This window comes from Pantoea sp. LMR881 (assembly GCF_027157825.1).
In the GTDB taxonomy this organism is placed as follows: domain Bacteria; phylum Pseudomonadota; class Gammaproteobacteria; order Enterobacterales; family Enterobacteriaceae; genus Pantoea; species Pantoea haifensis.
The window spans coordinates 36,411-52,103 of sequence record NZ_JAPVOK010000007.1 but is presented as its reverse complement, the minus strand read 5'-3'; the positions used below and the strand labels follow the sequence as shown (position 1 = coordinate 52,103).

Annotated in this window: 13 protein-coding genes and 3 pseudogenes; 13 read left to right on the top strand and 3 right to left on the bottom strand. The window is 50.1% G+C overall.

The features are described from left to right. Window positions 1-40: 40 nt before the first annotated feature. The gene (gene pckA, locus O3W44_RS23960; RefSeq protein WP_269295146.1) at window positions 41-1,693 is read right to left on the bottom strand and encodes a phosphoenolpyruvate carboxykinase (ATP); all 1,653 of its coding nucleotides are present in this window, start codon (window positions 1,691-1,693) and stop codon (window positions 41-43) included. A gap of 314 nt (window positions 1,694-2,007) precedes the next feature. Here pckA and O3W44_RS23955 point away from each other — a divergent pair. Further along, window positions 2,008-2,911: pseudogene (locus O3W44_RS23955) on the top strand (LysR family transcriptional regulator). Between the two features lie 148 nt (window positions 2,912-3,059). On the opposite strand, the gene O3W44_RS23950 reads toward O3W44_RS23955, so the two are convergent. Then, window positions 3,060-3,221, bottom strand: coding sequence for a hypothetical protein (locus tag O3W44_RS23950; protein WP_269295145.1), 162 nt, complete (start codon window positions 3,219-3,221; stop codon window positions 3,060-3,062). A 149-nt stretch (window positions 3,222-3,370) separates the two neighbouring features. On the opposite strand from O3W44_RS23950, the gene O3W44_RS23945 reads away from it, so the two are divergent. Then, window positions 3,371-4,300 carry an SDR family NAD(P)-dependent oxidoreductase gene (locus O3W44_RS23945; RefSeq protein WP_269295144.1) on the top strand — a complete coding sequence of 310 codons (930 nt, stop codon included), beginning with the start codon at window positions 3,371-3,373 and terminating at the stop codon, window positions 4,298-4,300. Window positions 4,301-4,410: 110 nt separating this feature from the next. Here the strand turns inward: O3W44_RS23945 and O3W44_RS23940 are convergent. Then, window positions 4,411-5,457 (bottom strand): annotated as a pseudogene (locus O3W44_RS23940) (ABC transporter ATP-binding protein); the annotation flags it as partial. Between O3W44_RS23940 and O3W44_RS23935 the strand changes: the two are divergent. The 11 genes and pseudogenes from O3W44_RS23935 (at window position 5,456) to O3W44_RS23885 (ending at window position 15,693) form a co-directional block, all read left to right on the top strand. Further along, on the top strand, window positions 5,456-6,022 hold the full coding sequence (locus tag O3W44_RS23935; protein WP_331283480.1) for a substrate-binding domain-containing protein: 567 nt from the start codon (window positions 5,456-5,458) through the stop codon (window positions 6,020-6,022). The pseudogene O3W44_RS23940 and the gene O3W44_RS23935 overlap by 2 nt on opposite strands. A gap of 235 nt (window positions 6,023-6,257) precedes the next feature. After that, window positions 6,258-8,563 (top strand): annotated as a pseudogene (locus O3W44_RS23930) (FepA family TonB-dependent siderophore receptor). A 282-nt stretch (window positions 8,564-8,845) separates the two neighbouring features. Then, the gene (locus tag O3W44_RS23925) at window positions 8,846-9,142 is read left to right on the top strand and encodes a hypothetical protein (RefSeq protein ID WP_269295143.1); all 297 of its coding nucleotides are present in this window, start codon (window positions 8,846-8,848) and stop codon (window positions 9,140-9,142) included. A 5-nt stretch (window positions 9,143-9,147) separates the two neighbouring features. Further along, on the top strand, window positions 9,148-9,582 hold the full coding sequence (locus tag O3W44_RS23920) for a PadR family transcriptional regulator (protein WP_269295142.1): 435 nt from the start codon (window positions 9,148-9,150) through the stop codon (window positions 9,580-9,582). A gap of 383 nt (window positions 9,583-9,965) precedes the next feature. Next, window positions 9,966-10,598, top strand: coding sequence for a VOC family protein (locus O3W44_RS23915; protein WP_269295141.1), 633 nt, complete (start codon window positions 9,966-9,968; stop codon window positions 10,596-10,598). After that, the gene (locus O3W44_RS23910) at window positions 10,487-10,936 is read left to right on the top strand and encodes a VOC family protein (protein WP_269295140.1); all 450 of its coding nucleotides are present in this window, start codon (window positions 10,487-10,489) and stop codon (window positions 10,934-10,936) included. The genes O3W44_RS23915 and O3W44_RS23910 overlap by 112 nt, the downstream gene beginning before the upstream one ends. A gap of 98 nt (window positions 10,937-11,034) precedes the next feature. Continuing rightward, window positions 11,035-12,153, top strand: coding sequence for an MFS transporter (locus O3W44_RS23905; RefSeq protein WP_269295139.1), 1,119 nt, complete (start codon window positions 11,035-11,037; stop codon window positions 12,151-12,153). A 164-nt stretch (window positions 12,154-12,317) separates the two neighbouring features. Then, window positions 12,318-12,962 carry an FAD-dependent monooxygenase gene (locus O3W44_RS23900; protein ID WP_269295138.1) on the top strand — a complete coding sequence of 215 codons (645 nt, stop codon included), beginning with the start codon at window positions 12,318-12,320 and terminating at the stop codon, window positions 12,960-12,962. A 23-nt stretch (window positions 12,963-12,985) separates the two neighbouring features. Beyond that, window positions 12,986-13,603, top strand: coding sequence for an FAD-dependent monooxygenase (locus O3W44_RS23895; protein ID WP_269295137.1), 618 nt, complete (start codon window positions 12,986-12,988; stop codon window positions 13,601-13,603). A 38-nt stretch (window positions 13,604-13,641) separates the two neighbouring features. Further along, window positions 13,642-14,688: an amidohydrolase family protein gene (locus O3W44_RS23890; protein ID WP_269295136.1), complete on the top strand. Its 1,047-nt coding sequence runs from the start codon at window positions 13,642-13,644 to the stop codon at window positions 14,686-14,688. Between the two features lie 129 nt (window positions 14,689-14,817). Continuing rightward, window positions 14,818-15,693, top strand: coding sequence for a fumarylacetoacetate hydrolase family protein (locus O3W44_RS23885; RefSeq protein ID WP_269295135.1), 876 nt, complete (start codon window positions 14,818-14,820; stop codon window positions 15,691-15,693).

Here is a 15,693-nt window from a genome sequence, read left to right as displayed (position 1 = left end):
GGAAAAAGCCGCCCTGCGGGCGGCATGAGCGTAACGGGCACTATTCCGGGCAAACAATTTTTTGTCTTTGCTCGCTTAATTCCGGGCCAGCCAGGGTCAGTCGCCTGCCAGCCTCCGTATCACTGTACTGCTTGAAGTTATCAACAAAGAGCTGTGCCAGCCTGGATGCGGCTTCTGACCATTCCTCTTCCGAATCCCAGCTGTTACGGGGGTCAGGCAGGTGACCGTCAACGCCCGGTATGCTGTCTGGCACTGAGAGGCCAAAGACCGGAAGCCGGGTAAAAGAGGCATCACTGAGCGAACCGTTGAGAATGGCGCTGATTATTTTACGGGTGTTGCTGAGAGATAAACGCTCACCTTTGCTGTTCCATCCCGTGTTCACAAGCCAGGCCTGGGCATGGGTGTCAGCCATTCTGGTTTCCAGCACGCTGGCATACTGCGTCGGGTGAAGCAGCAGAAATGCTGCGCCATAGCAGGCTGAGAATGTGGGTGTAGGATGCGTGATACCTCTTTCCGTGCCCGCCAGTTTTGAGGTGAAGCCGGAAAGAAAATGATACTGCATCTGTTCGCGAGTCAGGCGCGAAACCGGAGGCAACACACCAAAGGCATCGGCGGTCAGAAATATAATGTGTGCCGGGTGGCCCGCGCGTGAGATCGGACGGACAATATTGTCTATGTGCGAAAGCGGATAAGAGACGCGCGTATTTTCAGTTTTGCTTCCGTCACTGTAATCTACGCTTCCGTCTTCTCTTACGGCAACATTTTCCAGTAATGCCTCACGACGAATGGCTTTATAAATTTCAGGCTCGGCTTGCTCGCTGAGGTTAATCGTTTTTGCATAGCAGCCACCTTCAAAATTGAAGATCCCCTCATCATCCCAGCCATGTTCATCATCACCAATTAGCTGGCGTTCCGGGTCAGTAGAGAGCGTGGTTTTCCCTGTTCCTGACAGCCCAAAGAAGAGCGCCACATCACCGTTGGCGCCCCGGTTGGCAGAACAGTGCATTGAGGCAATGCCACGCTGAGGCAGCAGGTAATTCATCACGGAGAACAGGCCCTTTTTCATCTCTCCGCCGTACCAGGTTCCACCGATCAACTGGATATTTTCAGACAGGTTAAAGGCAACAAAGTTTTCGGAATTAAGTCCCTGTGCCTGCCAGTTTGCATTGGTGCATTTTGAACCGTTTATTACCATAAAATCGGGCGTAAACTGTTCGAGTTCTTCTACATCAGGAGTAATAAACATATTTTTTACGAAGTGAGCCTGCCAGGCGACTTCCGTAACAAAGCGGACGGCCAGCCGCGTGGCAGCACTCGCTCCGCACCAGGCATCAATAATGTACAACTTCTTACCCGATAGCTGCGAGGCGACCAGCGATTTGAGTTCTGTCCAGACGGCGGGTGACAGTGGCTTATTATCGTTTCGCCCGGTGCCGGAATCAGCCCACCACAGACTTTCACGGGTAGTATCATCCAGTACTATGTACTTATCTTTAGGCGAGCGTCCGGTGAATTCGCCAGTATCGACAGCAACCGCACCGGAAATGGTCATCACGCCACGTTCATATCCCTCCAGGTCTTCAGCGGTTTCATGTTTAATAAGCAGATCATAATCGGGATTATAAATGATGTCTGCTGTCTCTTTTATCCCGACAGATAAAAGTGATTGTTTAATGCTCTCTTGAATGTGCATGTTATTCCTGAAATTTTGTAAGGGGACGGGGGCGAAATCTGTTATTTCATCTTCGAATAAAAAATTTATAAATCCATTTTTTTAGCGGTGTTAATTCTGAATCTGACGCAGCAAGAGAACATGCTGTTTTTATTTAAAGACAGCAGTACCCTGGCCTATCCAGATAAGATAGGATGCAAACGTAAATCAGTATTCGAACAAACCGCTGCTTGCAATCGATATTAGCACCGGTGTTGCGCATCGATAATTGCGTATTTTCTATGCGCTATGTAAAAACTGCATAGTAGTAATAAATCTGGTGAGGTTGGTCTATTGTGGTCAATAATCTTGAGGTAAAGTGGTTTTACGATATCATTGCGCTTGAGGAGTGCCGGAGCTTCACGCTTGCTGCTGAAAAAGAAACATTTCTCAGTCATCTTTTAGCCGAAGAATACAGTCACTTGAGTCTGCCCTGGGATTCAGTATTTTCGATCGCGGGGCTAACCCCTTCAGCTTACCAGACAGGGCAAGATATTTGTCAGCTATGCCAGGAATATGCTGGATGATATGGATTTCCAGCTTAACCGGATAAAAGGATTAGATAATGCTAAACAAAGCATAAAAATTGATGCTGCACCCTCGCTTTCGGTACTCCTTCTTCCCGATTTGATTGCCGGTTACAGTGATAACCCCGACAAAATTTTTTTTGTAGAATCCATTAATGTTAACGAAGCCGTTTTTAATCTCAAAGAAGGTAAAAGTGATTTTATCCTGAGTTTCTATAATGAAGAATTAATGAATTATCCCTTTGTTAATCACAAAATATTTGATTCATTTCTGCACCTGGTTTCCCCCTGTGACAGTAACGGCAAACCTCTTTTCACGCTGGAAAATAAAAGACTGCCGTTAATGAGGTACGCCAACGACAGCTATATGGGACGCCAGGTAAATCAGGTCATTGATGGAAAGCCCGAAATACCTTTTATGCTGAGTTTTGTGTCGTCCATGAGTGAACTCCTCAAGCGCATGATCGTTAATGGGCAAGGTGTCGGCTGGTTACCCGGCTACTCTATTGAGCAAGAACTGGCGGCGGGGAAGGTCGCTATTATGGATGAAAGTCTCTCCTTGCCTGTTAGTGCGTATATTTATCGTTCGGGAAACAGGCTGAACATTTCAGCTGAGAAATTCTGGCAATATGTCAAAAATCGCACCAAAGGAAGCGGACTGCTATCGGTCTGAGCGGTCCGTCAGAAGAGCCACAGAACATGACATCATTGAACTGACGATCCGATGCCTTCCGTGAGGATAGCCGGGGTAAATTTTGAGAGTGCCGGTGGTTAACAGCTTATTCTGCAGAATATAGACACTTTTGCCGGAAATAACCTGCTCATTGCCCTGTGAGATGGGCGTCGGCACCGTAATAGCCTTCAAATACAGCGAAACCCAGAAAGATCATTAATCCGTGGCAGAACGTGCGTAATGCAGCAAAATCGCTGACGGATAACACCTGATGATCGGCGGCCTCTGCTCGTGAGATTTTAACCTTCATAGCCAGCCTGGATCGTATCTGTTTAAGCGCCGCTAACCCTGAGCACGCTGCCGTTGTGATCAGTAAGACGCTCTCAACGGGCAGCGGTTTTCCTGCCGCGGCTTATAGTTAAAAGCAAGGCAAACAGATTACGGGCACAGGAGAAGATCATGGCAAGCGATAAAAAAAGCGTGGCAGATACCACCATTGTGATGGTTGGCGCATCCAGCGGATTTGGTCGTGGTGCGGCACTGGAACTGGCGAAGCGGGGAGCGAAGGTGGTGCTGGCGGCACGGCGTGAAGCTGCACTGGATGCTCTGGCTGCGGAAATCAATGCAGCAGGGGGGCAGGCGCTGGCTGTTGCTACTGATGTCAGCAGTGCCGCAGAGGTGGCGCGCCTCGCCGAGAGCAGCCAACAGCGTTTCGGCCAAATCGACATCTGGATTAATAATGTCGGCGTTGGGGCGCTCGGTTTCTTCTGGGATATTCCGGCAGAAGATCATGCCCGCCTTATCGATGTTAATTTAAAAGGGCTGATTTATGGTGCGCATGAGGCGCTGCGTCGCTTTATTCACCAGGGTTTTGGCACCCTGATTAACGTTGGCTCCGTCGACAGTAAGGTTCCGCTGGCTTTTCAATCCTCTTATGCCGCTTCGAAAGCGGCGGTGCTCAGCCTGGGCCGCAGCCTGAATGAAGAATTACGGCTGAGCGGGCATCACGACAAGATAAAAGTCGCCACAGTCATGCCCTGGGCGGTAGATACGCCCTGGTGGACGCATGCGGCCAACCATACCGGTCAGGCACCCCGCATGGCGGCCATGGACGATCCGGCGAAAGTTGTCGAGGCGTTAATAGAGGCCTGTATTCACCCGGAAGAGGAGATCCCGGTCGGCTGGAAAGCCCATGCTGCAAAAATTTCCCATAATCTTTTTCCCGATCTGACCGAGAGAATGTCAGCCAATATTGCCGGACGTGAAATTGATAAAGCATCAGCGGTTGCGCCCAACAGCGGAGCCATCTATCAACCCATGTCAGCTACCACAACCATTGATGGCGGCATTCGGGCACGCATGAAGCAGGAAGACAGCGGCAAAAAATAACTGATGCGCGCTGCACCCGGCGCGTGATTAGTTTTGTAGTAGTCGTGTTTTAAATAAGATAACCGCGCCTCAGGTTACAGCCTGTTTCCGGGCGCGGTTTTTTGCGCTATTTAAAGCCGTGTACCGCTTGCCTGATCGAACAAATGTAAATAACGCGGATCAATATTTAATCGCAATGACTCTTCACTTTTTGTCATTATTCGACCCGTCAACTGGACATGCAGCGGAAAACCATTCCAGTCCAGATGGAGCAAACTTGATTCACCCGTGACTTCTACCACCCGAACAACACCTTCAATACCCTCATCACTCAGGAAGAAATTGTGCGGTCTTACGCCAAGAATCACTGACCGATTTCCCTGGCGAAGGGCAGCAGCGTGCCACTCGTCAGGTAACGGCAGCCAGGACTCACCACAGACGACGCCGGGTTGTGCGTCACGCATCTCCAGCTTGCCTTCAAGCAAATTCATCGGCGGTGAGCCGATAAAGCGTGCGACAAACGTATTTACCGGCCGATCATAAATCTCCAGCGGGCTACCTTGCTGAACTATCACGCCGTCACGCATGACCACGATCTGATCAGCCAGCGTCATCGCTTCAACCTGATCGTGCGTTACGTAGACCATGGTAGTCTTAAATCGCTGATGTAAAGATTTTATTTCGGCGCGCAATTCCATCCGTAGCTGTGCATCAAGGTTCGACAGCGGTTCATCAAACAGAAACACCTGGGGATTTCGTACCATGGCCCGCCCCATCGCAACGCGCTGACGCTGACCGCCAGAAAGCGCGCGTGGATAGCGTCCCAGCAGTTTATCAATGCCAAGGATAGCGGCAATGCGGGCTATCTTGCTCTGCTGCTCTTCACGGTTTACCTTTTTAACCTGCATATGAAACGCCAGGTTTTCAGCCACGGTAAGATGTGGATAGAGCGCGTAACTCTGAAATACCATGGCAATATCACGGTCGGCTGGATCGAGATCGTTAATTTGTTGACCATTCATCAAAATATCGCCCTCTGACACGCTATCCAGCCCAGCGAGCAGGCGCAGTAGCGTTGACTTGCCGCACCCTGAAGGCCCTACCAATACGGTAAAGCTCCCGTCGGGAATGGTGAGGTCAAGAGGTTGTAATACCGTATTTTTGCCATAGCGGCGGCTGCGTCTTTATCCCCTGCTGTTATCGCTACAGGAAAAATATCCGGGCCTGGCTATCCGGCATCGGTTTGCCCCTGATTCCGAAGTCATGGATGCCGTACTTCATAATCGTTATGAAATAGGACTCATAACGCAGAAGCCGGATGACAGACGTCTGGTGGCGGAAACCTTTGCACATGAGCCGCTTGAGCTGATTTTGCCTGCCGGGCGTGAAGTCGAAAGATGGGAAGATCTGGAGCAGATTGGTTTTATCGATCATCCCGACGGACAGGCCATGGCGACCCGGTTACTCAGCAGAAACTTTCCAGGCAATGCCGGTGTGCGTAATCTTCCGCAACGCGGGTTCAGCAATCAGATTAGTTTAATTCTTGAGCCTGTTGCCCGTGGATTGGGCTTCACAGTATTACCACAATTTGCGCGCCTTGCCTGGCCCGCTCAAAATGCTATTACGGCAATGACCTGCCAGGTGCCGGTCACTGATACTATCTGGTTAATTCACCGTGCCGAATGGCCACTTTCCAGACGTAGCGAAGAAGTGGTCATCCATTTAAAACAGCACTTTGGATAAATGCCTGGTCGTGTCTTACATAAAAACACATCATGACACGACGCTTTTCCTGATTCCTCTCCATTTTTTCTCCTTAAAGAAAAACTCCTTAATGTTTTTACGCGCCTTTTGTTGTGACATGTATCTGATTGCGTTTATATGTAACATTATGTTTCTAGTTTACATCAAATGAGAATGATTATGATAATTATTACGGCGCATTTTTTTGCCGATAAAAATAACCAGGTATAATCATATGTCTTATTTTTTTAATGCACGGAAAACCGCCTTGTCTATACTGGCAGGCAGCATAATTCATAGCGGATACTCTCTGGCTGAGAATTCAATACCTTCAGTACTGTCATTACAAAATACCGAAGAAATAAACAGCACTTCATTACCAAATAAAGTCACAACGAACAGTCATTCAGAAAATGTTACCGGGAAAAAAGCTACTAACGATGACATCATGATTGTCACGGCGAAGCCGGAGGAGAGGCTGAAACAACAACCTGGCGCTTCTTTGATTACACAAAAGGATATTGAACGTGACCCACCCGTAAATGATTTATCAGAAATTATTCGCAAAATGCCTGGTGTGAACTTAACCGGTAACAGTGCAACCGGTAGCCGCGGAAATAACCGACAAATCGATATCCGGGGAATGGGGCCTGAAAATACACTTATATTGATCGACGGTGTACCGGTTTCATCGCGGAGCTCAGTTCGTTACAGCCGAACAGGTGAACGCGATACCCGTGGCGACAGTAACTGGATCCCGCCAGAAATGGTTGATCACATTGATGTTTTGCGTGGTCCAGCCGCTGCACATTATGGTTCAGGCGCAATGGGGGCGTTGTCAATATTGTTACCAAACGCCCCACCAGTGACTGGCATGGTTCTCTGTCATTTTTTACCAATCAGCCTGAAGATAAAGATGAAGGCGCAACGAAGCGCATGAATTTTAGTTTAAGTGGCCCCCTGATTGATGATGTTTTAACCATGCGGCTGTTTGGCAATATTAATAAAACTGACGCTGATGCATATAATATTAATACCAGCGAAAATGGATCATACGCAGCCGGGCGTGAAGGAGTACGCAACCGCGATATTAATACCCAGCTTCAGTGGAAGATTAATCCGCAGCAGTATCTGGATTTTAATTATTCCTATAGCCGGCAGGGTAATATTTATGCCGGTGATACGCAGTACAGCAACAGCAATTTAAGTACACTCGTCCCTGATTTATATGGTTCTGAAACCAACCGAATGTATCGTCAGGCTTATAGCCTGATACATAATGGCATCTGGGACTGGGGACAGTCGAAGCTGACGCTGAGCTATGAGGATACGCACAATACCCGTCTGGCAGAAGGTTCAACCGGCAAAGTTGAAGGTATGATTAACAGCGATACCTACAATACCAGTCGTTATAAAACCTGGCGGATTAATAACGAATTCACTATTCCCTTTACGCTGTGGGTAGACAATACCTTAACGCTGGGTGCTGAGTGGAATAAAGAACAACTCAACGATCCCGCTTCAATGCAGGAAACTGATGCCACAGGTATCGACATTAATGGCGTCTCCGGTGATCCAACGCAGCGAGCGAGTAAAAACAGCCAGGAGCTCAGTGCTGTTTACCTGGAAGATACCATTGATGCTTTCGACGGTACGACACTGATCCCAGGTGTGCGATTTGATTACAGCGATCGCTTTGGCAGTAACTGGAGCCCAAGCCTTAACCTGCAGCAGGCGTTAGGCGACAATATCACGCTGAAAGCCGGTATCGCACGCGTCTTCAAAGCGCCGAATCTCTATCAGTCGAGTGAAGGTTATCTGCTGGCAAGTAGCGGAAACGGCTGTAACATTGGTGGCAGTACCGGTTGTTATCTCATGGGGAACAGCGATCTCAAACCTGAAATCAGCATTAATAAAGAAATCGGGCTGCAATGGAACGATGAAGGCTACAGTGCGGGCATAACCTATTTCCGCAATGATTATCAGAATAAAATTGTCGCGGATAACAGTACTTCCCTGGGTACCGTTGAAGTCGCCAGTGCACGTTACTCATCCACTTATGATATCTATCAGTGGCAGAACGGGGGCAAAGCTCTTACTCAGGGAATGGAAGCGAACCTGACTATTCCCTTGGTCGCAGACGCCCTGAACTGGCGAACCAATGCGACCTACATGTTTACCTCAAAATATAAAGAGACAGGTAATCCCCTGTCTCTGATCCCTAAATATACCGTAAACAGCTGGCTGGAGTGGCAGATGACTGACGCCTTGTCGACGACCCTTAGCTGGACTATGTATGGGCGCCAGCATCCACGTACCACAGCGGAAATTCGTAAGGAAGCCAGCGGACTGGCGGAAAACGAAGTGGGCGCTTATGCCATCTGGGGCGTAGGAGTAAACTATCAGTTTAATAAGAACCTTCGTTTCAATGCTGGTATCAGTAACTTACTTGATAAACGTATCTATCGGGAAAATGAGGGAGCCTCTACCTATAACGAACCCGGCCGGGCTTACTATGCGGGTGTAACGACGTCGTTCTGACAGAAAGTATCGGATGAGTAAAACGTGCTGTAATTAAGGTACAGATATCAAAGCTGATCATTTTATATGGTCAGCTTTTCATTACTTCCCCCCTGTCAAGAAAGCAATTAATTATTTTTAAATCAGTAGCTTTCTAGCCAAAGGCATAAATTTTTGCGCTGTCGGTTTGCTCATTTCTCATCTTTACTCACCAAAAATCTCGTTGCATCCTTCTATCGTAAGATATATAAGCATTATTGTCTTACGATACAGTCGTAAGACATTCTTAATCAGGAGAAAGCTATGTTCAGAAATATGTTCAATGAACGCCGGGGAGGCCGTGGTCGAAAACATGCGAGCCCCAATGCCAGTGCCGCTCAGGCTGAAAACCGTGAAGAGCAGCCAGAAATGAATATGCGCCCGTGGCGTCAGGCGATGCGTGATGTACATCATCACAGACGTTTTGCCGGGCCTCATGGCGGGCGTCACGATGGCCATCGCGGACATCGCCGAGGGGGGATGATTCCGGGCATCGCGATCGCCCCTCTTTTCTTCGTGGCCGTAAATTTGGTGCGGATGAGCTACAGATTTTATTACTGACGCTGTTGAAAGAGCAGGCCAGTTACGGTTATGAGCTGATCAAAACACTGTCAGAGAAAAGCGGTGGTTTTTATAAGCCAAGCCCTGGCGTGATTTATCCGGCGCTGACTTACCTTGAGGATGTGGGGCATGTGACTGTGCAGCAGGAGGGCAATCGCAAACGCTATGCGATTAATGAGCAGGGTGAAAGCTGGCTGAGTGAGAATCAGGCTCTGGCTGAAGCCTTGCTCGCCAAACTGGCGTTATTTGCCCGGCAGAGTGAAACCGTGAACCAGGCGATGTCTGAGCAGCGCCAGCCGTTTGAACCCTCGCTTATGCAGGCGCTCCACGAACTGCGTAGCCAGCTGCATACTTATCATGGTAGCGATGCAGAGACGCAGCAACAGATTGCCGCCATTTTGCAGCAAACGCTCGCCCAGCTTAAATCTGTTGGATCGTGATTTGCGCTAAAAGCGTACGCATGTGTGACATCCGCACGGGTCGTTTTGCTACAGGCTATTCCTGCCCGGCCAGCAGGAATAGCGGTAAATGACTCCTCACTGAATACCGCCATTCCCTCAATAAACGCCCCTTTAAAGCTTTTTCAGCCTTCGTCGTGAACTGTGCGCTTGATCTCCAATTCGCCGTAAATAATAAGATATATCTATTAATACGATATATCTAAATTTCCCTGTTATCGATGTCAGTTGTGGTGACCAGGGCAATAAAGCGGGCCGGTTAAGTTGTCGCTGGCTCAAACAACAATACTGACAATCGCTTCGTCTGAAAGAGAGAACGTGCCCATGCCACAGATCGATGAGTTGGTTTTGGATCCCCCTTTAACGTGACGCGTGCCAGCCACGTCGTGCTTAACGTCCGTGACCTCAATGCCAGTCGACAGTTTTATACTGAGCTGCTCGGGTTAGTTGTGAGTGATGAAGATCATTCAGCGGTCTATTTACGCGGTCTTGAAGAGCGGGGTCACCACAGTTTAGTGCTGCGTAAATCCGCTGAAGCAACATGCGCATGTATTGGAATGCGAGTACGAAATGAAGACGATATTTATAAAGCACAGGACTATTTTGCTGAACTGGGCAAAACGGTGACGCTGGCAGAGGTGCCTTATCAGGGACTCACGCTGCACGTCAGCGATGATGCTGGTGTGCCACTCGAATTTTGTGCATCAATGGCGCCGCGTGAACGAATGATGAAACAGTATCAGCATTATCGTGGAGCCAGCGCACAACGCCTTGATCACTACCAGCTACAGGTCAGCGATGTGCGCCAGGCGTGGGGCTTCTATCAGGCGCTTGGATTTCGCGTCAGTGAATATACCTATTCAACGATCGGTAACAGGCAGCATTTATGGGGGTCTGGCTGCAACGAAAAGGTAACCCGCACGATATCGTCTTCACCCAGGGGCTGGGGCCACGGCTGCATCACTTTGCCTACACCCTGCCGGATTCCAATGACATGATCCGCGCCTGTGACGTTGCCGGTGCGTTAGGGTATGCGCCGTGCCTGGAGCGTGGTCCTGGCCGACACGGTATCAGCGGTGCACTGTTTACCTACTTCCGCGATCCTGACGGACATCGCATCGAATTATTCAATACCCATTATCAGCACATCGACCTGGAACCGGCACTCGGCTGGGATTTAGCCGATCCTAAACGCGCCGACCAGTGGGGGCTTCCTGCTCAGAACAAGTGGTTTACCGAAGCCACGCCTTTTACTGATGTCGATCTTACTCAACCCGAAATCCGTGTCGATCCTCCCACGCTGGAACGCTTTCTTGCTCTGGCGAATGATGGTTAACCGTTCTGCAGTAACGCTGTCATACGCGTGGCGCTTAGCCGCTACTCCACTGTTTCTGCTTCAGCAGACTGTGATATCAGCTATCGGGAGAAAGGATCGTGAGTACATTCATTCAAAATCCGCTGGTCAGAATTCTCGTTGCCTACGCCCTCGGCGTGATGGCCGCCATGACCGTCAGCGAAGCCGTGACTGAATTAGGTTCTATCGCTAAAGAGTTTCGTGTATTCGACCACAGCCAAATCGGCCTCATCATGTCGCTGCCATCGCTGATGGTTGCGCTGGGTGCCCTGCTGGCAGGTTATATTGTGGATCGTGCTGGTGACCGTATTGTGCTGTTAGTGGGTGCTGTTGTTATCGTCATTGGCGATGTCTGTGTGGTTGCTGCTCCCGCATTCAACCTGCTGTTGATGGGACGTATCGTCACGGGCATAGGCTATGTCATGACTGCGGTGGCTGCGGTAACGCTGTTAATTCGTATTACAACCGGAAAACAGCGCAACATGGCGATGGCGTTATGGTCAACTTTCGTTCCTGCCAGTTTTCTGCTGCCCTTTCTTTCTGCTGGTCTTGCTGATCACTTCAGTAACTGGCGCGCCGCATTTATTGCGCATTCGCTCCTGACGCTGCTGCTGGCTTTTATTGCCATGATTAGCCTGCCACGCCGGACGGCGCAGGAAAAAGCACAGTTTTCCCGTACACGTGGTCTGCGCGCGGTATTAAGAAGCCCAATGATCTATCTGCTCGGTATTTCATTTGGTGCCGACGCCTTTTTACAAACCGGGATTATTTCCACGCTTGCACCCTACTTATCAAAACGCTACAGCGTACCGCTGGTGGAAGTCGCGCACTGGAATGTGGTGGCAATGGTGTGTAACGGCATCGGCTGTCTGATGGTAGGCGCAATGCTTAACCGGGGCATAAAAGCTGCCGCGATTGGCTTCACCGGACTCATTCTTACAGGCATTCCGGCACTAGCCATTTACCTGTTGCCGCTCGGATTCATGCTTTCGGTGGGGGCGTCATGGCTGTTTATGTTTGGCAGCGGCCTGCTGGTAGGGATGTGGGCGCTGGCGCCGGTCGTTGCGCCGTCGCGTGAAAGCATCGGTGCCACCAGCGGACTGATCACACAACTGACGCTGGTTGGCGTGTTTTTAGGCCCTCCCTGTTTATTGCAGCACAGCACAGCGGCAGCATTCAGTCACTGGCGATACTGGTGACTGGCGGCCTGGTTGTCTGTCTGGCGGGCGTGCCGATCTGGTTGCGTGATGTCACTCATCATCCGGGACGCGATGCTCCTGCGGCAGACCGCAGCACCCTGAAAAGTCATATCTGAAATTCCCTGAACGCTGAGCTTAAAAATTCATAACAAGAGGAAGTCACTATGTTGGATATCGTCATCATCGGCGCAGGTCCGGCTGGCCTTGCCACAGCCCTGCGCCTGCATCAACAGGGTTTTCGCCCGCGCCTGTTTGAAGCCGTTGCAGAAATAAAACCGCTGGGTGTCGGCGTTGATATCAAACCCTATGCCGTCAGGGAAATTACCGAGCTGGGGTTATACGACGCGTTTGTCGACATTTCTGTTGAAGCAAAAGAATCGATTTTTTACACCGGCTACGGGCAGCAAATTTTTGCAGAACAATGTGGTCGCTATATGGGCTATGACCATGACCAGCGATTTGTTCATCGCGGACGTCTGCAAATGATGCTCTATAAAGCCGTACAGGAAAGGTTAGGCAATGATGCCATTACGCTCGGCTGTCGCTGTGACGGATTTGAACAGGATGAAAATGGCGTCACCGTGCATTTTGATAATCATCTGAATCCTGATGCGCCGCAGAGCGTGCGCGCCGATGTGGTGATTGGCGTTGACGGGATTCGTTCGGTTGTGCGCAGCAAGCTGCTGCCCGAATCTGCGCGCAGCCATTTCTCTGGTTTAACGCTGTATCGGGGTGTCACCGTGATGCCGCCTTTCAAAACCGGCGGCAGCATTTTCACATCGGCGATCCGGTTCGTCAGGGGACGCTGATTGTCTATCCGATACAGGACAACGTGGATGGCAAGGGTAACCAACTGGTCAACTGGGTGATTGAGCAGAACGAAAAGCCACAAAGCGAAGAAGACTGGAATCAGGAAACCGGCGTGAAAGAGATTGAGCATGTATTTGATGACTGCAGACTCGATTTTCTTGATGTCGGTGAAATGATCCGCCATGCCCGCGAATGCTACCTGTTTCCGCTTATTGACCACGATCCGCTACCGCAATGGTCGTTTAACCGTATCACTCTGTTGGGTGATGCCGCACATGCCATGTATCCACGCGGCGGCAACAGCGTGTGTCAGGCATTTGTGGATGCGCGCGTCATTGCCGAAAAACTGGCCTCTGTTACCGATCCCGTTGAAGCCCTCAGAGCTTATGAAAATGAACGTCGCGAGAAGGTGAACTGGCTGGTTCTTGCCTCACGGGGCGAAGGCCCGGAAGTGGTGCGCCGTATTGTTGAAGAGCGCAGTGGTGGCAAACCGTTTGAAGATATAGAAGCCATTTTTCCCCACGAAGAAGCCTTGTCAATTTTCAGCGAATACCACGCCAAAGCCGGCATGCGTATTCCGACCGAAAAAGAGACGGACCAGCCGGCTAAATACAAGTCGGTTTTTGCCACACAAAAATAAAGTGAAGCAATCTTAACTTAGACAGAAAGGAACGGATTATGAGCAAGATTATTGATTCCAATATGCACTGGTTGCCGGGTGAACTTTTTTCAGACAAGAAACTGCTTAACGCTTTCCTCGACTGCGTGCCTAAACAGTACGGTGTGCATACGCGGGTGGAAAAAATCGAAGGAACGGAACTAAGCCAGTTGATTATTGAACAACCCAAAGGCTATGTGAATCTTAACTATGCAGAAGGGCAGTACACGCTGGAAAGCCAGCTTGCTGACATGGAAAAAGCCGGGGTTGATCACGCTATCTTTCGCCTGCCGGTGTGGCAGGAATGGCTCGATTTAGAGACCTGTAAAGAGGTCAACACCCGCATGGCGGATTATGTAAACCGCAGCGAAGGCCGGATGTCGGCGCTGGCTGTAGTGCCGCCGTGGGGAACCGATGATTGTCTGCGTGAAGTGGATCGCTGTCTGAATCAGCTCGGTTTTCGTGGGGCACAAATTGTGGCGCATTACGGTCAGATCTATCTTGATGATGCGGCGTTTCGTCCGTACCTGAAATTCCTCAATGACCTGAACGTGCCGGTTGTGGTGCATCACACACCGCTGCCGGTCGATTTTAATTCGGTCCTGCCTTATACCAACCAGCGGCGCCAGTTTGGACGCTGCGTCGATCAGGCCACGGCGGTAGGACGTGAACTGTTTAGTGGTATGTTCGATGAACTGCCAAATCTGCGTTTTATCCATTCAATGCTGGGTGGGGCATTTTATGCATTTGCCGACATGCTGGTGCCACCACAACATCAGTTTAACGATGCGGTAGACCGTTTCCAGACCGGAACCGGAAACCTGCGCGCGCAACTGAGCAATAACATTTTCTTCGACACGTCAGGCGCACCGCAGTGGGGTAAAGCGCAGCTCGAAGCGGCAGTTAGCGTGATTGGCGGTAAAAATATTCTCTACGGCAGCTCCTATCCAATCCGTAAAGACTGGTTCTTCAAGGGCATTGAAACCATCCAGAGTCTGGACATCAGCGAAGAGGATAAAGCCAGTATCCTGGGCGGCAATGCCGCGCGAATCTTTAAACTGGAGTAACGCGTTTCGGCGCGACCTCATGCTGTAAAACCCTCGGTGTTTTATTTACTGCCCAGTCACCATGCCGGGAGCGGCGGGCTTCTGTTCGCCGCATTTTTGCCTGGCAGGGTGAAATGAAGGAGATCTACATTGGAACAGAACCGGTTTGTCAGTTTCTCCACGCTTGATGGATGCACTAAAGGATATGGCCTGATAAACGTACGGGGTGTGGTTGATCTCAGCAAACGCTTTGGCGATCGCTGGCCAACTCTTGATGCGGTCGTTGCCGGTAATGCTTTACAGGTATTGGCTGTCGATGCGAAAAACCTGCACGCTGACTATGCGCTGAGCGATATTCAGTTTGAGGTGCCACTCTCTCATCCCGGTAAGATTTTATGTGTGGGCGTTAATTATCCCAACCGTAATGCCGAGTACAAAGATGGCCAGACCGCCCCTGATTACCCTTCTCTGTTTATCCGTTTTCCCGAATCCCTCACCGGGCATCTGCAACCGTTACTGCGTCCTGCCGAAAGTGAACAGCTTGATTATGAAGGTGAAATTGTCATTGTTATCGGTAAGGCGGGACGCCGCATTGCTCAGCACAAGGCAATGGATCATATTGCAGCCATTACGCTTGGTAACGAAGGCACGGTACGCGACTGGGTTCGCCACAGCAAATTCAACGTTACTCAGGGTAAAAATTTCTACCATTCCGGCGCGATTGGTCCGTGGCTGGTGCCCTTTACAGATAAAGCTCAACTACATGATATCCGTCTGACGACTTATGTGAACGGTGAGCTTCGCCAGAACGATCGTACCAGCAATATGACGTTCTCTTTCGCCTGGATCATCGCGTATGTTTCGACTTTTATCCCGCTTAACCCCGGCGACATTATTTTTACCGGTACGCCTACCGGCGCGGGAGCGCGTTTTGATCCTCCGGTGTGGCTCAGGCCCGGCGATGTGGTTGAGGTACAGGCGGAAGGGCTTGGGGCGCTGCGCAATGTTGTCCACGATGAGGTATGA